Source organism: Amylolactobacillus amylotrophicus DSM 20534 (genome assembly GCF_001434555.1).
GTDB classification, from domain to species: Bacteria; Bacillota; Bacilli; order Lactobacillales; family Lactobacillaceae; genus Amylolactobacillus; species Amylolactobacillus amylophilus.
Map to the genome: position 1 here is coordinate 20,595 of NZ_AZCV01000008.1, position 19,940 is coordinate 40,534.

At 44.6% G+C, this 19,940-nt stretch carries 19 protein-coding genes and 1 pseudogene; 8 read left to right on the forward strand and 12 right to left on the reverse strand.

Features of this window, described 5'->3' with window-relative positions:
* Position 1 precedes the first annotated feature (1 nt).
* The 3 genes from FC62_RS06935 to FC62_RS08255 all read right to left on the reverse strand — a co-directional run bounded on the left by FC62_RS06935 (position 2) and on the right by FC62_RS08255 (position 3,406).
* A complete protein-coding gene (locus FC62_RS06935; RefSeq protein WP_054745606.1) occupies positions 2–613 on the reverse strand; it encodes an NADPH-dependent FMN reductase in 612 nt (203 codons plus the stop codon).
* A gap of 170 nt (positions 614–783) precedes the next feature.
* Positions 784–3,093, reverse strand: coding sequence for an RNA polymerase recycling motor HelD (helD, locus tag FC62_RS06940; RefSeq protein ID WP_054745608.1), 2,310 nt, complete (start codon positions 3,091–3,093; stop codon positions 784–786).
* 145 nt (positions 3,094–3,238) lie between these two features.
* Positions 3,239–3,406 (reverse strand): hypothetical protein, encoded by a 168-nt coding sequence (locus tag FC62_RS08255; protein ID WP_169787591.1) that lies wholly within the window; start codon positions 3,404–3,406, stop codon positions 3,239–3,241.
* A gap of 92 nt (positions 3,407–3,498) precedes the next feature.
* On the opposite strand from FC62_RS08255, the gene FC62_RS06945 reads away from it, so the two are divergent.
* Complete coding sequence (locus FC62_RS06945) at positions 3,499–4,155, forward strand: histidine phosphatase family protein (RefSeq protein WP_054745610.1); 657 nt, start codon at positions 3,499–3,501, stop codon at positions 4,153–4,155.
* A gap of 183 nt (positions 4,156–4,338) precedes the next feature.
* On the opposite strand, the gene FC62_RS06950 is transcribed toward FC62_RS06945, so the two are convergent.
* Positions 4,339–6,153, reverse strand: coding sequence for an ABC transporter permease (locus FC62_RS06950; RefSeq protein ID WP_054745612.1), 1,815 nt, complete (start codon positions 6,151–6,153; stop codon positions 4,339–4,341).
* A gap of 10 nt (positions 6,154–6,163) precedes the next feature.
* Positions 6,164–6,922, reverse strand: a complete 759-nt coding sequence (locus FC62_RS06955; RefSeq protein ID WP_054745614.1) for an ABC transporter ATP-binding protein — start codon at positions 6,920–6,922, stop codon at positions 6,164–6,166.
* 239 nt (positions 6,923–7,161) lie between these two features.
* Between FC62_RS06955 and FC62_RS06960 the strand changes: the two are divergent.
* A pseudogene (locus FC62_RS06960) lies at positions 7,162–8,192 on the forward strand (amino acid permease).
* Positions 8,193–8,461: 269 nt separating this feature from the next.
* Entirely contained in the window at positions 8,462–9,781 is a 1,320-nt protein-coding gene (gene hflX, locus FC62_RS06965; protein WP_056947102.1) for a GTPase HflX, read from the forward strand.
* Positions 9,782–9,877: 96 nt separating this feature from the next.
* Here the strand turns inward: hflX and FC62_RS06970 are convergent, their stop codons facing one another.
* The 6 genes from FC62_RS06970 to FC62_RS06995 all read right to left on the reverse strand — a co-directional run bounded on the left by FC62_RS06970 (position 9,878) and on the right by FC62_RS06995 (position 14,803).
* Complete coding sequence (locus tag FC62_RS06970) at positions 9,878–10,537, reverse strand: amino acid ABC transporter permease (RefSeq protein ID WP_054745616.1); 660 nt, start codon at positions 10,535–10,537, stop codon at positions 9,878–9,880.
* Positions 10,538–10,544: 7 nt separating this feature from the next.
* Positions 10,545–11,186 (reverse strand): amino acid ABC transporter permease, encoded by a 642-nt coding sequence (locus FC62_RS06975; RefSeq protein WP_054745618.1) that lies wholly within the window; start codon positions 11,184–11,186, stop codon positions 10,545–10,547.
* Positions 11,183–12,007, reverse strand: coding sequence for a transporter substrate-binding domain-containing protein (locus FC62_RS06980; protein WP_056947105.1), 825 nt, complete (start codon positions 12,005–12,007; stop codon positions 11,183–11,185). The genes FC62_RS06975 and FC62_RS06980 overlap by 4 nt, the downstream gene beginning before the upstream one ends.
* 14 nt (positions 12,008–12,021) lie before the next feature.
* Positions 12,022–12,759, reverse strand: a complete 738-nt coding sequence (locus FC62_RS06985; RefSeq protein WP_054745803.1) for an amino acid ABC transporter ATP-binding protein — start codon at positions 12,757–12,759, stop codon at positions 12,022–12,024.
* Between the two features lie 189 nt (positions 12,760–12,948).
* Positions 12,949–14,100: a C40 family peptidase gene (locus FC62_RS06990; protein WP_056947108.1), complete on the reverse strand. Its 1,152-nt coding sequence runs from the start codon at positions 14,098–14,100 to the stop codon at positions 12,949–12,951.
* 145 nt (positions 14,101–14,245) lie between these two features.
* On the reverse strand, positions 14,246–14,803 hold the full coding sequence (locus FC62_RS06995; protein ID WP_054745624.1) for a guanylate kinase: 558 nt from the start codon (positions 14,801–14,803) through the stop codon (positions 14,246–14,248).
* Between the two features lie 80 nt (positions 14,804–14,883).
* On the opposite strand from FC62_RS06995, the gene FC62_RS07000 reads away from it, so the two are divergent.
* Positions 14,884–15,093 (forward strand): DUF2187 family protein, encoded by a 210-nt coding sequence (locus tag FC62_RS07000; protein WP_056947111.1) that lies wholly within the window; start codon positions 14,884–14,886, stop codon positions 15,091–15,093.
* A gap of 61 nt (positions 15,094–15,154) precedes the next feature.
* On the opposite strand, the gene FC62_RS07005 is transcribed toward FC62_RS07000, so the two are convergent.
* The gene (locus FC62_RS07005; RefSeq protein ID WP_056947115.1) at positions 15,155–15,787 is read right to left on the reverse strand and encodes an LVIS_2131 family protein; all 633 of its coding nucleotides are present in this window, start codon (positions 15,785–15,787) and stop codon (positions 15,155–15,157) included.
* Between the two features lie 315 nt (positions 15,788–16,102).
* On the opposite strand from FC62_RS07005, the gene nrdH reads away from it, so the two are divergent.
* The 4 genes from nrdH (at position 16,103) to nrdF (ending at position 19,889) form a co-directional block, all read left to right on the forward strand.
* A complete protein-coding gene (gene nrdH / locus FC62_RS07010; RefSeq protein WP_054745628.1) occupies positions 16,103–16,333 on the forward strand; it encodes a glutaredoxin-like protein NrdH in 231 nt (76 codons plus the stop codon).
* On the forward strand, positions 16,333–16,713 hold the full coding sequence (nrdI, locus tag FC62_RS07015) for a class Ib ribonucleoside-diphosphate reductase assembly flavoprotein NrdI (RefSeq protein WP_056947118.1): 381 nt from the start codon (positions 16,333–16,335) through the stop codon (positions 16,711–16,713). The genes nrdH and nrdI overlap by 1 nt, the downstream gene beginning before the upstream one ends.
* The gene (gene nrdE, locus FC62_RS07020; RefSeq protein WP_056947120.1) at positions 16,694–18,859 is read left to right on the forward strand and encodes a class 1b ribonucleoside-diphosphate reductase subunit alpha; all 2,166 of its coding nucleotides are present in this window, start codon (positions 16,694–16,696) and stop codon (positions 18,857–18,859) included. The genes nrdI and nrdE overlap by 20 nt, the downstream gene beginning before the upstream one ends.
* A 61-nt stretch (positions 18,860–18,920) precedes the next feature.
* On the forward strand, positions 18,921–19,889 hold the full coding sequence (gene nrdF, locus FC62_RS07025; RefSeq protein WP_056947124.1) for a class 1b ribonucleoside-diphosphate reductase subunit beta: 969 nt from the start codon (positions 18,921–18,923) through the stop codon (positions 19,887–19,889).
* The last annotated feature ends 51 nt before the right edge of the window (positions 19,890–19,940 follow it).

Consider the following 19,940-nt stretch of genomic DNA (forward strand, 5'->3'; position numbering starts at 1 on the left):
ATTATTTATTTTCTTCCCACGAGAAATCATTAGCAATGGCCTCATCCTGCGTTTGGGTGTTGTTCAGTTGGGCGGTAATTCTGACAAAGGCCTCGAAGTCGGCAAATAAGCCTTCAAGCAACTTCACCTTCTCCGGATCCTTCAGATTCCCTTCATCGTCAAAGGCCTCGAGTGAATGACCCAGCAGATATTCTGAACTAGGCATTACCCGTGCCATCAGCTCCGGTGAGTCGAGTACTTGTCTCAAGTGCGCTTGGGCACGGCTTGAACCAAGTGAGCCATAAGAAGCACCAGTAATCATGACCGGCTTATTAACAAATGGATGTACGCCATAGGACAACCAGGCCAGTGCGTTCAACAATGCGGCGGGGACGGAGTGATCATATTCCGGTGTGCTGATAATCACGCCATCAGACTCTGCGATCTTGTTCGCTAACTGCGTTGCATACAACGGAATCGTGCGTTCGCTGTTCTTTGCGAAAACCGGTAGGTCTTTGATCTCAACCAGTTCAATCTCCGCCTGATCGGCAAAATGACGTTTGATAAACTGAAGCAAGGTCCGGTTAGTCGACTTGTCGGCATTACTTCCTACGATAGCGATAAATTTATTCATCTGAAAATCTCCTTTGAACATTATTTGCTACATCTTTCACAATTTATTGTAAGGGCTTTCAGAGATAAAAACAAGAGCTTTCTGTGAACTTTTTTACATATTTTCTTGGGAAAATATTCCAAAACAATATAAAAAAGAGCCTCCAGTTTTCTGGAGGCTCAAATATTCCACTAGCGAACTTCATATAAATCGGGTGAGATGTGCGCGAGTAGCGGACTAAATTCTCCCTGATACAAAATGGTCAACGTGTGCATTGCCCGTGAGGCAATCGTGTAGACCAGTTGGCGTTCAAAGTCACCTTGATAATTCTTGCTCGAGGCATCCCACATGATGACCGCATCGAATTCCAATCCTTTGGCCAAGTATGCCGGCACCACGATGGCTCCGGGAACGAGTCGCTGATTCTGGGACCCAATCAAAGTCGTTTTGAGCCCATTTGCTTTCAACAGTTCAAATACCTGTTGTGCTTCTTCCAGCGTCTTCGTGATTATGGCTGTGGCCACCTTTTCGTTCTCCGGCTTTTGCAGCATTGTTGCGACGACCTGGATCAGCTCTGTCACGTTTTTACGCCCGTAAACAACCGGCAATGGTCCCACTCGGTCAAACGCTTCAATCTGCTGCCCGGAACTCAGAATTTCCTTCGTGTAATTCGTCACCTGTGCCGTGGAACGGTAAGAGGTCGTTAGTTGCACAACTTTCGTCTTCTCTTCGTCAAACAAGCCTGATATTTCACTCAGAAGCGAGCTGCTATCCTCTTTGATCAGAATTGCCTGATTCAAATCACCCAGCATGGTGAACTTGGCGCGTGGAAAATTATACTTGAGGTAGGCCAATTGGAACGGCGTGTAATCCTGAATCTCATCGATAAAGACGTAACGCATCGAAGTTTCTCCGCGGCGTCCCGTAACCAAATCATACAGGTAGAGGTAAGCGGACGCGTCAGCCATCTTCACCTGGCGCTGCCTGAAGTCATTCTTCAGCTGCTCAATAGAATCCGCCCAATCAGTCTCGGTTAAACCAAATTCGCTCAACTCAATCAATTGCGGCACACGCTTTAGGAAATGCACGTATTGACCACGAATATTCAGGAATTGGTTGTGATGAATCTTCCGACTAACTGTCTTTAATTGCTGCAAAACAATTTTGCGGGCGAGAAAGCCTGTCTCCTTCGCACTGGATTCAAACTCTTGGTCGGGCCGGTCGTAGAGCTCGCGCAATTCCTCTGCACTCATGTGCTCAATCAAGTCTTGTACCCAGGGTTTGCGCGTCTCCGCGTCAACTCGTTGGTTCAATAACTTCAGCAGAGCTTCCTTCGTTGACTCAATCCGATTACGCAAATGGTAGTTCTCGTTAAAGCTGTAGTAAATTTCCTTAATCTGTTCCTTGCTGAAATAGGGCTCAGTCTGGTTCTTGAAGAAGATGTCCTTGAACTGCACACCCGCTTTCTCCAGGTGACTAGCATATCGCTTAGTCGCTCTGAAAAAGAGCACGTCATTTTTCAGCTTTTCAAGGTTAGACTGTTGATTCGTCTGGGTCTCTTCAAACTGCTGAAACAGATTCTGAACAGACAAGCCAGGAATTCTTCTGGAGAGGAATTGCCAGTATGTCATCTGGACCATGTTCTGTTCACCGAGCTCCGGTAGGACATTCTCGATGTAGTCGTTAAATAATTGGTTCGGACTAAACATGATTACCTGGTCACTGGTTAAATTACCACGGTAGCGGTAGAGCAAATAGGCTATCCGCTGCAAGATTGCACTGGTTTTACCTGAGCCAGCTGCACCTTGAACAAAAAGCAGGTCGGACTTGGTGTCCCGAATAATCTTGTTCTGCTCCCTTTGAATAGTGGTCACGATGGACTTCATCTGCGTCGATGACTTCTCGTTCAACACCTCAAGGAGCATCTGATCACCAATGGTTTCCTGGGTATCAAACATTGCCTTGATTTTACCCTGTTCAATGATGAATTGACGCTTTAGGGTCAGGTCGACCTTCTGAGGGCCATCAGGTGATTCATAAGTTACCTCACCCAGCTTACCGTCATAATAGATTGACGAAATGGGTGCTCGCCAATCATAAATGAGGAAATTATCATCACGGTCACTCAGCGAGCCCAGACCGATGTAGATGGTTTCGGCCTTTGGTTCACCCTGCTCATGAAAGTCCACGCGTGCAAAATAGGGCTTTTGTTCTAAGCGCTGCAGGGTGGCCAATTCGTGAGTTGAGTGTTGCCATGTATTATTCCGTTCTTGGAGCAGTTGTTGCTGTTGCCTGATTGAGAGCGCCGTCTCCATCGTGGCAGATGCATCCCCATAGTTCAACCGGACGTCATCATAGAAGTGCTCATTCAGATGCTTCTCCTCTGATTTCACCCGGGCGATGTCGCCAGACAACTTGGATTTTTGTTGCGTTATTTCAGCCAAGACATGGTCGAGACGTGCTTGCTCAGCGGCTTGATTCACTAACTCATGTTTGTCCATTCACTCACTCCATCCTAAAAAGTTACATAATATAATACCACACCTACACCTTTTAATCAAAATTTAATCACAAAAAAACCTCACGAAAAGTCGGACTAATAGTCTAACACACGTGAGGTACAAAGCGCAATTTTTAATGTTGATATTACTTTCTATTCTGGCGTCTCCGCTGGACCAAATATGGAATCCAATAAGTGACCACATAGCCCATTGCCATCCCGACGAAAGTCCAGACCATAATCTGGTGCAAGAACCAACCGAGAATCAGGCCAGCCAAAGTAAATAATCCCAAGATTGTACTACGATTGTTCATCAGATGTTCCCTCTTTATTCGCTATAATTCTTTATAAATTGCTACCTTTACTTTATCATAGAAAATGAGGCAATCATAAAGGAGTAGTCCAAATGAAGAAAATTTATATTATTAGACACGGCAGAACTTTTCTGAACAAGTACGATAAAATGCAGGGCTGGTGCGATTCACCACTAACGAAAGACGGCCTAGCTGGTGCGCAGGAGGTAGCTCAGGTTTTGCGGGACGTCGACTTTGGTGCGGCATTCTCATCTGATCTGAAGCGAGCAAGCGACACGGCTAAAATAATTCTCCAGGCGAACAAAAACGCGGCTACACTGGAACTAGTTGAGTCACCCCACTTTCGGGAGGCCTTCTACGGCTACTTCGAAGGCATGGGAAGCCCGGAAGCCTGGTTCCTTGCAGGAATGCCCCACGGTTTCAAGAATAAGGCAGAGATAATTAACCAGAACAACTATGACGTAGCCAAGGACTTCATGAAGGAAGCAGATCCATTCCATGACGCTGAGAACGCCGCAGAATACTGGGCCAGGGTTGATCAAGGACTGGAACTAATCAAGGCACTTCCCGATTCCGTCGAGAACGTATTATTGGTAACGCATAGTAACACCATCTCGAGTATTGCAGAACGATTCAGTCAGCCAGGCGAGTTCGCGCTCGCTCGCGGAGCCAGAAATTCCAGCATCTCGATTCTGGAACTAGCACACGACAAATTTAAGCTCGTCAGCTTCAACAAACTTACGCTCTGAGCACCAATTAAATAAGCAACGGGTCCATTCACGGACACCGCTGCTTATTTTTTTCTGGGAAAGCAAACTAGAATTGGCCACGCGCCTTGCCGGCAAGCACGACGATCACGAGTCCGACAACAAGCAGCAAGAGCCCACGATAAAAATGGTTAATCCAGTCTCCATCATTGTTTGTGTTCCTCCTTAAACTGTCTTCTTCAAGACAATGGACCGATACAGGTATGTTGTCAAGAGATAATAGATGCCGTAGAGGGCGATAAAGATCGTAAATGGCAGCCAGATTCCCTGGTAAGGTGTAAGCAGGAATGCCTTGAAGAATTGAAGGCCAAACAAGACGTGGACAATTCCGAGTATTCCTGGGAGTGCGAACAAGACCGCAATTTCCTTCGTAATCGAATTCTTCAACACACGTTCTTTCACACCAATCTTGCTGAGCATCTCGTAGCGTGCAACGTCGCTTTGAGCACCACTCAATATCTTAAACATCAAAGTACTTGCCAACATCGTGAGAAAGGCAATTCCAAGGAAGAAGCCCATGAATTCAAAGCCCGAAAACACCTGATGCATCGCCTGATACGTTATGGGCTTGGTATTTTGTGAAATATCCTTTAACTTGGGATTGGCCGCAACTTGCAGCGTTTGGATCTTCGTCAATTGCTTGACATCTTTTTGGAAGTTCACCACTTTTAAAAGCTGAACCCGCTGTTCTTGTGCACTCTCACTGCTATAAGCAGCATCAGTGAGGAAGACGTACTTCTTACCGCCGTAATTTGGGATGATGCCAGTTAACTCATAGTGGGCGGCCCCATCTGCATCTTCCAGTTGCGCCACGCTATACGTGCTCAGTTGCGTTTTAAAGCTGTTATTTTTGGGATTGTAGATGCCCTTCATATACTTCAACGGTTGGCGTTCAAACTCGGACTTGTTCAAATAAACGTTCTGGGCGTCCTCCTTGTAGTGGTACGTGGTGGTCGACTTGACGGCAACGTCCTTCAGCTCATCCTTGACCGCTTTGTCGTTTGTAAAAATTTGCGCATCAAAGTAACGCGAATTAGCCATCTGCTCTGCCATCCGGTCGAACCCAAGACCGACTGTGATGGCTCCAAGAGCTAAGGCGAACAGAATAGAAATTACAGATAAAATCCTGGTGTAATCAGTGATTCTAAAGCGTAATTGGTTCAGTGTGAAGCTCCGTAATCCCCGATAAAGGACGCGGTGATTCTTTCTGATTAGGTTGATAACCGCGATGAATAACGAGTTGAAGACGAGGTATGATCCGAGCACAATCGTCACCAGTGCGATGGGAATTGACATCAGAACTAAGTTCTGGACATTCGCCATGGACCAGTAACCGACCGCGAGCGATATGACACCAAGCACAGCCTGAACCGTAATTCGGAAGCTATTCTTCCGGTATTTAACGGGTTTATTCTGTCCGTGCAACAATTCCAGAACAGGTGTCTTGACTAAGTTTCTTCTGTTAAAGAGTGCGGCGATGAAGAACAAGACCACGAAGAACAAAATCGTGGCAATCACCGCGGGAATGTACAGGCCGACAAAACCCGGCAATGTCAGATCGAGCTGACTAATGAGGAGGCCTGATACCACCTGCGTCAGCCCGACGCCGAGGAGAACACCAATGATGGTCGCAATTGTGCCCATCAACATCGTCTCGAGGAAGATTAGCGTGCCAATCTTACCGGTTTTGGCCCCCAGCATGAGGAACATACCGTAGTCCCGTTGCCGCATACTGAGCAAGAAGCTATTCGCATAAACGATGTAGACCAAGGTGATAATTGCGAGCAAGACGACACCGAAGGCAAAGACAAACGTTGTATTGCCAGAGCTCAGCATCGAGTTGTTCGACAAGAATTTATTGTTCAGCGCCAGGCTCAAGAACATGTAGAAAATCGCACTGGAGATTGTGAGTCCCGAGAACAAAACAACGTAGTCTTTGAGCCGGCTTTTGGCGCCTGATAATGCTAATTTAAATAACATGACTCTCCTCCTACTGTCCGTATGTCCCTAAGTTATCAATAATCTCCTGGTGAAATTCATGCCGGGTCTTCGTGCCACGCACCAATTCCTGCCCAATTTTACCGTCCTTGATAAAGAGAATTCGTTGTGCATAGCTAGCCGAGAACGAATCATGGGTCACGAGTAAGATCGACACTTGATCGTTCGTATTGATGTCCTCCATCGTGTCTAGTAACTCCTTTGCACTCTTCGAATCTAACGCTCCCGTTGGCTCGTCACCGAATAGGATTGCAGGCTCGTGCACCAAAGCGCGGGCTGCGGCAACACGTTGCTTCTGCCCACCGGAAATTTCCGCAGGATACTTATCGAGGATCGCAGCAATGCCCAAACGGGTGGCAATCTTTTGGACAGCCGCATCAATTTTCTTACTATTCACACCCTGAAGCGAGAGTGGCAACGCGATATTCTCGCTGTTCGTCAAGTTCTCTAACAGGTTGAAGTCTTGGAAGATAAAGCCAATCTCCTGGCCCCGGAAATCTGCCAATTTGTCCTTCGATAACTTCGTAATATCCTGCTTATTGATGGTCACACTACCAAAAGTTGGCTGATCAAGTGTAGACAGAATATTCAGGAGCGTCGTCTTACCAGAGCCCGAAGCCCCCATGATTCCGACGAACTCGCCATTCTTCACAGAGAAGTTGACATCGTTTAGCGCTTGGTACTGCTTCTCATTTTTTTTCCCATAGATTTTGCCGAGACCTTTTACATCGACGACATTCATATTTTGCATAGTTTTATTCCTCCGATAGAACATATCTTAGCGAATAATCGGATAAATTTACTGCGTTTGACCTTACTTTCTACTAACAAAATTGTAAGTTTCTCTGAAACAAAACTTTAATTTAACCCGCTAAATAATTATAATAGTCAATTGTGTCTAAATATATGTATGAATGAAACAAAGTAAAGGGGAAAAACTATGCAAGATCTTGAACAAAAAAATACATTAGTTGGCCCGTCATTGCCTTGATGGACTTTGTCACAGTCATCGGCTTTGAAGACATCATCTACAACTTTCAGAATCAGGGCCTCGGGACCATTACCACCTGGATTCTGATGCTATTCTTATTCGTGATTCCGTACGAAATGATGGTCGGGCACCTACCTTGGTCAGGGCAACATGCCCCACACCGAGCCCTTTACCTGGAAGTCAATGATTCCAAACTTTAATCTCACTTACCTGACAACGCTCGGTCTGTTTATCTTCGCCATGAACGGTTCCGAGTACATTGCGCCTTACGTGACCGAGATGAAAAACGGGCCAAGAGATTTTCCAAAAGCAATTTGGATGCTCGCCATTATGACTGGCTTCCTGACCGTACTAGGTTCATTCTCCCTTGGAATCTTCTTTAATGCACACCATCTCCCAAACGGTTTGAAGATGAACGGCTCATATTATGCATTCCAATACATGGGAAATGAGTTTAGCATGGGGAACTTCTTCCTGTACGCCTTCGCCATCACACAGGCCATCTACATGATGGCACAGCTAGCGGTCCTAATCGATGCCGGCACCAGAATGTTCCTCTCGGATACCGCCAAAAAATATCTGCCGCAGCAACTTACCAAACTAGATGATCGTGGCCTGCCTATTAATGGTTACTGGCTCACGACCGGAATTTGTATGGTAATTATGGTGCTGAGCGCAACGCTTCCGAACATGAACTCCATCTTCAACCAACTATTAAACCTGAACGGAATTGTCTCACCCTTTGCAACGTGCTTCCTCTTTACATCGTAAGTCTGGGTGCGCAAGAACCAAGAATCGCAAGTGGGCCCTTGTCGTCGGCTGGTGGTGTCTCATCCTGACCTTTACGGCGGCAACGGGCTCCATCTTCCAAGTCGACGAGCAGTTTGGCTCTAAAGCTTACTGGCACGTCATTACTCTGAATTTAGTCGAACCATTAATCATGTTAGGTATCGGCGCTATCTTGCCTCTAATCGCCGCACACCAACGGCAAAAGGCTAAGGAACAAACACCTATTGCCAGACTACATTAAGCAATGCCCATGACCAAATTGAACGCCATAAGTGACAGTCACTTTCAATCTGTGGTATACTCAGATTATCTTATTGAAGGAGAATCCAATCATGCGTATTTTAAATTTCGTAATTGTACCAAACAATGACAATGAAAATTGAATTAGTGATGAGGATTGATCAAGTTAGCGACTGTTTCACTGTCGTCAATTAGTGCTGAAAGCCGGATCACTCCGGCTTTTTTTGCGCCGAAAAACAATCCTCTTTTGAAGACAGAAAGGTCAAATATTTGATAGACAATAAAATATCACAAACAAAAGTGATTATCGGCGGTGTGAACAAAGGGGAACCAAACTTCGACTACTACATGCGGGAGCTCGCCCAGTTGAGCGCAGCCAATAACATGGAAGTTGTCGGTCGGGTCGATCAGAACTTGGAACGACTTGTGGCAGCTACCTACTTTGGGAGCGGCAAAGTAGCCGAAATTGGCACACTCGCACAAGAGAGTGGCGCCACCCACCTTGTTCTAAACGATGAACTAAGTCCCACCCAGATCAGAAACCTGGAGCGGGAAACAAAGCTTCACGTCGTTGATCGGACGGAGCTAATCCTCGAGATTTTCTCCAATCGCGCAAAGACCAAGCAGGCCAAACTTCAGGTAGCACTGGCCAGGTTACAGTACGAATTACCGCGGCTGCACACCGCAGAGAATAGTGGCCTAGACCAACAGCGGGGTTCGGGAACCGGTGGTTCAGGTGGTGGCGGACTCGCTAACCGTGGTTCTGGTGAGACTAAACTCGAATTAAACCGGCGAACACTTGGCAAACAGATTGCCATGATCAAGGAAGAATTGCAGGAAATCAGTAGAAGTGAGGCCACCAGAAGAAAAGAAAGAAACGAGAGTGCACTGCCGCAAGTCGCCTTGGTTGGTTACACGAACGCCGGCAAGTCAACGACGATGAATAGCTTGCTACAACTATTCGGACAGGGTGAAGACCATGAGAAGAAAGCCAAGAAACAGGTTTTCGAGAAAGACATGCTCTTCGCCACACTTGATACAAGTGTAAGACGCATCGACCTCGCAAGTAACTTCTCATTTCTTCTCAGCGATACCGTCGGTTTCATCAGTAAGTTACCACACAAACTCGTGGAGTCGTTTAAGGCCACACTACAAGAGGTTCGAGATGCAGACTTACTCATTCACGTTGTTGACGTCTCAGATGAGAATCACAAGGAGATGGTTGAAACCACTAACGCCGTTCTAAAGGAGTTAGGTGTCTTAGAGACGCCCACGATCATTGCATACAACAAGGCTGATGAAACCGTTAGGGAATACCCCAGCATGGACGGCGACGACCTCTTCTATTCTGCAAAAGACGAGCAGTCAATGCAGCTACTTAGTCAGCTGATTACGAAAAAACTCTTTGCCGATTATCAAGTCCGCACGCTGAGACTTCCCCTAACGGCCGGTAAAGACCTAGCTTACCTCCATGCAAAGGCTGAAATACTGACTGAAGACTACACCTCAGACGGGGTGACCGTCGAAGCCAGACTAAGTCCAACCGACCAGAAGCGCTTGGAGTCCTTCACGGTGAATGTGCAGGAATAACGGCGAATCTAAACAAATCGTTTGCAAACAAAAAGCTCACTTGGAATTAACTAGAATTAGTTGATTCAAGTGAGCTTTTTTGGCAATTATGTGCGCTTATGCACCTCGTAACCTTCTATCGAAGAACTTCGCTAGTAACGACAACGAGAAGCAAACGACGAAATACATCCCGGCAAGTGCAACAAAAATCGGAATCAAGTAGTTCGTGTTCTGACCGTAGACGTTCTGCGCGTGATACAACAGGTCTGGCAGCACGATAATGGTAGCCAGGCTAGTATCCTTAACGAGTGAGACAAATTGACTCAGTAGTGGTGGAATCATCATTTTGAGTGCCTGGGGAAAGACAACATGGTACATTGCCTGAACGTAAGTCATGCCGTTTGCCCGGGCAGCCTCCATTTGACCAACTGCGACAGCATTAATTCCTGACCGGAAGATTTCCGAACACATCGCCGATTCAAAGACGGTCAAGGCGGTGATTGCCGCCGGCATGATATCCAGCCTGATGCCAAATGTTGGCAGGCCGAAATAGGTGAAGAAAATAATCAGCAACAACGGTAGATTTCGGATAATATCGATGAAAAAGCCGATGATCGCCGAGACATACTTGATTTTGGTGTAACGGATTATTCCCAGAATTGCCCCAAGGATGAAACTAAGAATAATTGCAATTACAGAGACCTCAATTGTGGTCAAAAGGCCCTGTAACAGATAACGGATGTTAATCCACGAATATGCTCCTGCCCAATCCATAATCTACCTCCTATCCTTCCCAGCGGCGCTCTAGATATCGCATTAAATAACTAAGCGGCATTGTCACAATCAGGTACAGGATACCGACAATAAAGTATGTGGGTACCTGCTGGAACGTAATACTTGAAATCTGGTTTGCCTGGTACATCAAGTCAAATCCCGCAACAAAGGCCAAGACGCTAGAGTTTTTCACGAGAGTAATCGTTTGATTACCAAGCGGTGGAATCACGATTTTGATTGCTTGCGGGAAAATCACGTGAATCATCCCTTGCATGTAGGTCATGCCGTTCGCGCGCGCCGCCTCCCACTGACCGGTTGGCACGCTTTGAATACCCGCCTTGACCACCTCGGCGAAGAAGGCTGAGGTATAAATCAACAAGCCGATCGTACCCGCCGTGAAACCATCGATACTCGTTACGTACTTCGGAATCACTATGTAAAAGAACATCGTGACTACGAGTAACGGAATGTTCCGGAAAATCTCGACATAAATCGAACCAAAAATCCGCAGAATTTTGTTTGGATTAATCTCAAATAAGGCGAAGATAATCCCTAAGAACAGACTACCAGTGAAGGCTAGAATACTAGAGAAAATAGTCATTCCAAGGCCTGAGATGAAGTCGTTCATGTAAGTTTGAAAAATCTCGATCATTGTACGTCACCTACCTTAAATCCCGGAATCTGACCGAACCATTTCAGAAGTAGTTGATTATAGGTCCCGTCAGCCTTCATTTCTGCTAGGGCCCGATTAATCTTCTTCAACAAAGGTCGTTGCCCTTTATTCACAGCAATTCCGTAGTCTTCAACCGTAAAGTTTTTACCGGCTAAGCGATAATTCTGATTGTCCGAAAGTAAGCCATACAGCATCACATTATCTGACGTCATGGCGTCAGCCTGGCCTGATTGGAGCGCCGAAAACGCCTGCGCCGCGTCAGGGAGCTGTAAAATTTTGGTGAATGGTGCGACCTTTTTGATGTTCTGTACTGAGTTAGAACCTTGCAGACCGATTACCTTTGTTCCCTGTTTCAAGTCAGTCACAGATTTAATTTTGCTGTCGCGCTTTACCATAATGGTTTGACCCGCTTTGAAATAAGGCTGAGAAAAATCCACGACCTTTTGCCTATCTGGGGTAATCGTCATGGTTGCCACGAGCGCGTCAATATTCCCATTCTTTAGTAGAGCCATCCGTGTATTACTGGTGACTGGTACGAAGTTCACTTGGACATCCTTACCGAAAATTTCGGTAGATAGTTTCTTCGCTAAGTCGACCTCGAAGCCCTCGAGCTGGTTATCCTTAATGCTCAGAATGCCGACCAAGCGCAAGTCGGATTTCACACCCCAGGTAATTTTTTTTGTTTTCTTAACTTGCTGGACAATATTCCTTGATGCCACACTTTGACCAGAGCAAGCGGTAGTCAAGAATGCTAGCGCCAAGATGCCCATGAGTGCAATGAAAAAATGCTTCTTTTTCATAATCTATTCCTCCTCTAATGGGAGATGACCTTACTCAAAAATTCACGAGCACGTTCATCTTCTGGGCTGGCAAAGAACTTCTCCGGATTATCCGATACTTCGAGTATTTGACCGGAATCCATAAATACGACCCGATCAGCCACCGAACGGGCAAAGCCCATCTCGTGGGTCACAACAACCATAGTTATTCCCTGTTCTGCGACCTTTCGCATTACCTCGAGCACGTCGCCAATCATCTCGGGATCAAGCGCACTGGTCGGCTCATCGAAAAGTATTGCTTTAGGCTCCATCGCAAGCGAGCGAGCAATCGCAATCCGCTGTTTCTGACCGCCGGATAGCTGTTTAGGATAGCTGTTGGCTTTATCAGCCAGTCCAACCATTTTGAGCAACTCCATCGCCCGTACCCTGAGCTTTGCCGGATCTTTCTTCAGCACAATCTTTGGCGCGAGCGTGATATTCTCCAATACGGTCTTGTTAGCATAGAGGTTAAAGTGCTGGAACACCATGCCGACATCACGCCGAATTTTATTTAAATCGGTCTTCTTGTCTGCGAGGTCAAAGCCATTCACGATCAGCTTCCCATCCTCAATTGATTCCAAACCGTTGATCGTCCGTAGTAGCGTCGACTTTCCCGACCCAGATGGCCCGATGATGGAGACGACCTCTCCCCGTTCGACCTTCAAGTTAATATCCTTCAAGGCCTCAAATTGTCCGTAAAACTTGTTGACATGTTCGAATTCAATCATTGCCATATAGACCACATCCTTCTCCAAAAAGTAAATCTGCTTTAACTTTACCAAAAAACAGGCCATTTGTCTTAAATAACACGATTTTTCCAAACAATTGACATTTTTCGCCGTGAAATGTACCTAATTTCTACGAGAGTACAAAAAAATACCTCCAGTAATTTACTAGGGGTACCAAGTTAATCGTTAGTTTGATTAAAGTACGCGAACACCAAATGATGCAGGATTATATGATGACAATGTTGCAATTTGTACATTTTGACCTGGTCTTGGTGCGTTAATGTACCGGTTATTACCAAGGTAGATACCTACATGGTAAGTGTTTCCGTGTGAACCCCAGAAGACCAGGTCTCCTGCTTGTAATTGAGAGACTGCTACTTGCCGACCAGCTGACTCTTGTGGGACAGTCCAGCCACCAATGTTCTTACCAACAGCATTTAAAAATACATATTGTGTAAAGCCAGAGCAATCAAATGCGCTTGGTCCCTTACCACCCCATACATACGGCTTACCAAGTTGTTGCTTAGCTAAGTTGATTACTGCTTGGATTTTAACATTTCTGTCCGAACTTTGTGATGCTGAAGTAACATCAGAAACATAACTAGATTGAACCCAATCGTTGTTACCAAGATCATACCAGACCTCTCCATTAACACTTTGAGCAGCACGAATCACCTTCCATTTAGAACCTGAAGTAAGCTTTTGACCAGTTAATTGTGGATTATTAGGATTACTGTAAATTGAAGCAGTGTAGCCAGTCTTAATCTGAACAACCTTAACTGAGGTTGAATAAATATTCAGAGTATTATTTGCAGTCAATGCACTGGCTTCAACCCAATCATTGTTCCCAAGGTCATACATTGTAACACCCTGAGTGTTTACAGTAGCGCGAATAACTTTCCACCTTGTGTTTGCATTAAGTGTTTGTGCAGCTCTTGTTTTGTCAGCATCACGATAAACTTGTACTTGAGTACTAGTCTTTGCAACTGCTGGAACTGTACTTGCACTTGAAAGAGCAGTTGATGATGCTACTAGGTACTTCGCTTCAACCCAGTCATTCTTTCCTAAATCCGCCCACTTAACACCATTAGTATCCGTTGTATAGCGGATAATCTTCCACCTAGTACCGTGTTTTAGATATTGACCAGTAAGGTTATTACCAACGCTAGGTGACTTTCTAACAGCCAGGCTGTAACCAGGTTTATAGTTAATTTTACCAACTTCTGTTGCTGCTTCTACAGTATTTGATGTAATATTTGAGTTTACTTGTTGTGCTGCTACCAGGCCAAAAGTACCCAGTAATGCTGCAGCAGAAATCTTCGTCACATTAGATTTAAATTTATTCAATTTATTTCCCCCGTTTTTACGTCCAGGTGTCTAGACCTTTTCTTACTAACGAAGATTATTGTAACCTCGTGATATTTCGAGACTGTTACAGAATAAAAGCCCTTTGGTTACACTTTATTTCTTTCTTAAGTGTTTTTTTGATTATTTAAACATTAGTTAGCGACTCAATCAGTTGATCAATCGCTGCTTTAGCAGCATCTAAACTGTCGTTCTTGATGATGTGCGCCCGCTGTAAAAGATCATCGTCAAGTGCTAAATCACGCTTGAATTCCGGACTGTGCAGCCTCTTCTCAATCTGACTTTTCGTGTCGCCCCGCTCCTCAAGCCGTTGCGCTAACTCGGCAGGTTCTGAGACAGTCAAATAGACGAACACAGCCTGCGCTGGTAGCTCCTGCAGGTAGGTGTGAACGCCTGCCGTTTCAACTATTAGTGAGACGATATCGCTCTTTTCAAAGGATTTCTGCAATGATTCCCTTGAAGAACCATATTGATAGCTACCGTATTTAACGTGTTCAAAGAAGTGCAGTTGGCGAAAGCTGTCGGCACTCTCGAAATAATAATCAACGCCGTCCTGTTCCCCAGAACGCAGTGGTCGCGTGGTATGAGTGATTACCCGTGGTATGTTGTATTTTTGGGTGAGATACCGACTAATGGTGGTTTTCCCAACACCACTTGGGCCGGCAATAATAATTAATTTCTTCATATTGATTCTCCTACTTGAAAAATGGTGCAAGATATAATACTATTTTCCTATTGCAAAAAATTAAAGAGGGCGGTTGTTTCATGAAAAAAGAAGAACTCGAAGTTGGTCAAACCGTAAGTGCAACTGTTAAAGAAGATATTAAGAAGCCATTCACTGGTAAAGTTGAAAAAATCTATGAAAATTCGGTATTACTGGAAATCGTCTCAAATGAAGCCGAAGATAACACAGCAGTTTCCGAATTAAATAATAAAATCGTGGTCAACCTGAGCTCGATTAAGAAAGCAAAGTAGCACTCAACTTCACTACAAAACATGAATAAAGGCTTGCTCATTCAGATGAGTAAGCCTTTATTTATTTGGTCTGTTGATCTTTCACAAACGTCTGATCAGGTATCCGAATCAGATAATATTCAGTTGCTACCCTGCCAGCACTTAGTCCTAAGCCGTTACGCCAATTTTTTTTATACCTGGCAACATAGGTTGCCAGATAGGCCTTTTGGTAATTTTGATCCATCTTAACCAATACCTTTTCGTCAAACGGATAGGCACTTGCGGCCGGCGATAATGGGCTCGCGCCGTCTGAGATAGAGGAGTTTGCTCCGTTAATCGTGATTTTGTTGCCGTCGCTAAGGAGAGTATATTCGACCTTTGAGTCCCTGCTTTGTACGGTGTTCACCTTAACATAGAAGGATTTATCTTGGTCAACCGTCATAATTAACGGGCGGAACTTAACACTATCCGTGATGCGCGCATGGTCATTTAATGATGGATTATCAAAGAATGTTACGATACTCATCGAAACCAGGAGTCCGCCCCAAACCACAATTTCCAGGACATCAAGTACCAGATTTTTGACAGAGAAACGCACATGGTCCATGACAATCATCTTGATATGACGTTTACGAATATTCTGGATAATAAATACGAGCAACAGAAAAACAATTATCCAGGCAAAAACACCGATATAGTTATAAGCAGATTTCATAGAATCCCTCCAATTACTTCAATTATGAGTATAAGGGAAAAAAGATGCAAGGTCACCAAAAAGAAATCAAAAATAGACCAAAATTTTATGCAGTTGAGCAAATATCCTATTCCACGTACTATATTTAGATAAACCAATTAATAAAATAACAAATCCAAGGATTTACTATTGACAATCAAGGCAAAAAATCAGACAATCACATTAACTAGTATTCAGACATTCAATTCCATACAACATCTTGTGTCTGGATGCCAAAAAAATACAAAAAATCTCACAAAAAGGATTGACTTTTTAAAATTGTGAGTGGAGGACATTATGGGTAATATTACTGTATATACTAAGAATGATTGTGTTCAGTGCAAAATGACTAAACGCTTCTTAAAAGAACACCATATCAACTACGAAGAGAAGAATATCAACTCTGACCCAGACGCAATTACGTATTTAAAGAGCCTCGGCTTCAAGAGTGTTCCTGTTGTTTTCCCTAAAGATGAAAACCCAATTGTCGGTTTCAGACCAGAACAGCTTAAGGGTCTTGTAAAATAATGGTTGAAATTGCGTACTACACGGTTACTGGGCAAACCAGACGGTTCATCAAGAAGACTGAACTTGATGCTTACGAGATAGACGATGCTGATCCATATCACGACATGGACCAGCCTTTTATTTTAATTGTCCCCGCATACGACGACAACATGATGGACTCCGTCATCGACTTCCTCAATTTCGGTTCGAACAAGGAGAACCTCGTTGGCGTGATTGGCACGGGTAATAGAAACTTCAATCAGTTATACATCCACACGGCAAAAGACATTGCCAACAGCTTAAAAGCACCAATTCTTTATGATTTCGAATTCAATGGCACGCCGACTGATGTGGCGCGCGTAAAGGAGATAGTGGCGAACTATGAGTCTACAGAAGCTTAACATTCAAGATGTAACATATTTTAAATTAAACAACGAATTAAACCGACCTATTGATGGGAAAATCCCATTGGAGAAAGACCGCGAGGCACTGGCAGCCTTTTTCAAAGAGAACGTCGAGCCAAACCTCAAACAATTCGCCAACCTGCAGGAACGCCTAACTTATTTGGTCGACAACAACTATATCGAAGCAGAGTTTCTGCAGAAATACACATCAGAGTTCCTGGAACAACTGTACAAACGCCTGCGGGACTTCAATTTCCACTTCAAATCATTTATGGCGGCCTACAAGTTTTTCAACCAGTACGCCCTGAAGAGTGACGACAAGTCCGAATATCTAGAGACTTTCGAAGACCGGGTATTTTTCAATGCCCTTTATTATGCTAATGGGAACGAGCAGCTGGCAACTCAGTTAGCCGATGAAATGATCAACCAAAGATACCAGCCGGCGACACCGAGTTTTTTGAATGCGGGCAAGAAACGGCGGGGCGAATTTGTGTCCTGTTTCCTCATTCAAATTACCGATGACATGAACTCAATCGGTCGTGGCATCAACTCGGCGCTGCAACTGTCACGAATTGGCGGTGGTGTCGGCATTACACTCTCGAACCTGCGTGAAGCTGGAGCACCAATTAAGGGAATTGTGGGTGCGTCAAGCGGCGTCTTACCAGTGATGAAGCTGCTGGAAGACTCCTTCTCCTACTCAAATCAATTGGGCCAAAGGCAAGGTGCCGGGGCTGTTTACCTCAATGTTTTCCACCCAGACATCATCAACTTCCTATCTGCAAAGAAGGAAAATGCCGATGAGAAGATCCGCGTAAAGACGTTATCTCTTGGCGTTGTCGTGCCTGATAAATACTACGAGTTAGTTCGGAATAACGATACGATGTACCTCTTCTCCCCTTACGACGTTGAGCGCATCTACGGCACACCATTCTCATACGTAGATATTACAGCTGAATATGACAACATGGTGCAGAACCCCGAAATCAAAAAATACCCAATTAAGGCGCGCGAGCTAGAAAATGAAATTTCCAAGCTGCAGCAGGAATCAGGTTACCCTTATATTTTAAACATCGACACCGTTAATCGTGTTAACCCAATCGACGGTAAGATTATCATGAGTAATCTTTGTTCAGAAATTCAACAGGTTCAAGTCCCATCAAGCCTGGATGACGCACAGAACTATACCCAGATGGGTACGGATGTTAGTTGCAATCTCGGTTCAACTAACATTGGTAACTTGATGAAAAGCCCAGACTTTGGTGTTTCTGTCCGTGCAATGGTAGACGCACTAACATTTGTCTCAGACACATCAAACATTACCGCCGTTCCATCAATCGCCCGTGGTAACGAGCTCAGCCACTCAATTGGACTAGGTGCAATGGGACTCCACACGTTTCTCGCAACCCACCAGATCGATTATGGCTCAAAGGATGCAATTGAGTTTACCAGTGTTTACTTCATGCTTTTAAACTACTGGTCACTCGTCGAGAGTAACCACATTGCTACGGAGCGCAATGAAACGTTCGCTAATTTTGCCAAATCAACTTATGCAACAGGTGAATACTTCGACCAATATCTGAATAACAGCTTTGTCCCAACTAGAGCGCGTGTCAAGGAACTCTTTAAGGATATCTTTGTGCCAACTCAGGCAGATTGGGTAGAATTAAAGAATAAAATCCAAACCACAGGGCTATACAACGCATACCGTTTAGCGGTTGCGCCAACAGGTTCAATTTCATACATCAACGATACTTCAGCAAGCTTGCACCCAATCACCCGTTTGATTGAAGAAAGAACTGAAAAGAAGAACGGTAAACTATACTTCCCAGCACCAGGACTCAGCAATGATACAATTTCATTTTATAAGTCTGCATACGATACTGATATGCGCCTGGTAGTGGATACCTACGCGGCAGCACAGCAGCATATTGATCAAGGAATGAGCATGACTTATTTCATTCGATCAAGTATCCCTGCTGGTTTATACGAGTGGAAGGAAGAGGAAGAACAGACGACAAGAGACCTATCAATTTTGCGTAATTACGCTTATTATAAGGGTATTAAGTCAATTTACTATGTGCGGACTTTTACAGATGATTCAGAAGAAATTGGCTCAAATGAATGTGAGAGCTGCAGCATTTAACAAGTTGTGACACCTTGCGTTTAACTTAGGCACATCAATAAAGCAAATGGAGACGAATAAAATGGTTGAAACCTACTATAAATCAATCAACTGGAATGCGATTGAGGATCAAGTTGATAAAGCGACCTGGGAGAAGCTAACCGAGCAATTCTGGTTAGACACGCGTATTCCCTTGTCGAATGACCTTGACGATTGGCGCACCTTAACGCCAGAGGAGAAGAACTTGGTCGGCCACGTTTTCGGTGGCTTGACACTCCTTGACACCCTTCAATCACAGGACGGTAATGACCAACTGCGAAAGGACGCACGGACACAGCACGAAATTGCGTGTTTTAATAATATTCAATTCATGGAATCGGTCCATGCTAAAAGTTATTCCTCAATCTTCAGTACGTTAAATACGGACTCGGAAATCGAGGAAATCTTCGATTGGACTGACCATAACGAATACTTACAGACCAAAGCTGAGATTATCAACGACCTGTATCAAAATGGCGAGCCTTTGCAGAAAAAAATTGCTAGCGTCTTTCTAGAAACCTTCCTCTTCTACTCTGGTTTCTACACGCCGCTCTACTATCTTGGAAACAACAAACTTGCGAACGTCGCAGAAATTATCAAGTTGATTATCCGTGATGAGTCAGTCCACGGCACCTATATTGGTTACAAATTCCAACTCGGTTTCAACGAGTTATCCGAGGATAAGCAGACCGAAATCGCGGACTGGATGTATGATCTCCTCTACAGGTTATATGAGAACGAGGAGAAGTACGCCGAGACGTTATACGACGGGATTGGCTGGACAGAAGAGGTAAAAACCTTCATGCGTTATAACGCCAACAAGGCACTCATGAACCTCGGTCAGAATCCCCTCTTCCCAGACACCGCTGACGACGTCAATCCAATTGTCATGAATGGCCTCTCAACTGGTACCAGTAACCACGATTTCTTCTCGCAGGTCGGAAATGGCTATCTATTTGGTCACGTAACCGCAATGAGCGATGAAGATTATAATATCGGTTTAGATAGATAATTAGTTAACTTCAACCATTTTAAAAATAGGCCCAATTTTAGGCCTATTTTT

Bases quoted from the DNA above. Each gene is read 5' to 3' on its own strand.
- nrdF (WP_056947124.1), top strand. From the start codon at position 18,921: ATGGTTGAAACCTACTATAAATCAATCAACTGGAATGCGATTGAGGAT.
- helD (WP_054745608.1), bottom strand. From the start codon at position 3,093: ATGGACAAACATGAGTTAGTGAATCAAGCCGCTGAGCAAGCACGTCTC.
- FC62_RS06975 (WP_054745618.1), bottom strand. From the start codon at position 11,186: ATGATCGAGATTTTTCAAACTTACATGAACGACTTCATCTCAGGCCTT.
- FC62_RS06995 (WP_054745624.1), bottom strand. From the start codon at position 14,803: ATGAAGAAATTAATTATTATTGCCGGCCCAAGTGGTGTTGGGAAAACC.
- FC62_RS06985 (WP_054745803.1), bottom strand. From the start codon at position 12,759: ATGGCAATGATTGAATTCGAACATGTCAACAAGTTTTACGGACAATTT.
- FC62_RS06945 (WP_054745610.1), top strand. From the start codon at position 3,499: ATGAAGAAAATTTATATTATTAGACACGGCAGAACTTTTCTGAACAAG.
- nrdI (WP_056947118.1), top strand. From the start codon at position 16,333: ATGGTTGAAATTGCGTACTACACGGTTACTGGGCAAACCAGACGGTTC.
- FC62_RS06935 (WP_054745606.1), bottom strand. From the start codon at position 613: ATGAATAAATTTATCGCTATCGTAGGAAGTAATGCCGACAAGTCGACT.
- FC62_RS08255 (WP_169787591.1), bottom strand. From the start codon at position 3,406: ATGAACAATCGTAGTACAATCTTGGGATTATTTACTTTGGCTGGCCTG.
- nrdE (WP_056947120.1), top strand. From the start codon at position 16,694: ATGAGTCTACAGAAGCTTAACATTCAAGATGTAACATATTTTAAATTA.
- FC62_RS06950 (WP_054745612.1), bottom strand. From the start codon at position 6,153: ATGTTATTTAAATTAGCATTATCAGGCGCCAAAAGCCGGCTCAAAGAC.
- FC62_RS06955 (WP_054745614.1), bottom strand. From the start codon at position 6,922: ATGCAAAATATGAATGTCGTCGATGTAAAAGGTCTCGGCAAAATCTAT.
- FC62_RS07000 (WP_056947111.1), top strand. From the start codon at position 14,884: ATGAAAAAAGAAGAACTCGAAGTTGGTCAAACCGTAAGTGCAACTGTT.
- FC62_RS07005 (WP_056947115.1), bottom strand. From the start codon at position 15,787: ATGAAATCTGCTTATAACTATATCGGTGTTTTTGCCTGGATAATTGTT.
- FC62_RS06980 (WP_056947105.1), bottom strand. From the start codon at position 12,007: ATGAAAAAGAAGCATTTTTTCATTGCACTCATGGGCATCTTGGCGCTA.
- nrdH (WP_054745628.1), top strand. From the start codon at position 16,103: ATGGGTAATATTACTGTATATACTAAGAATGATTGTGTTCAGTGCAAA.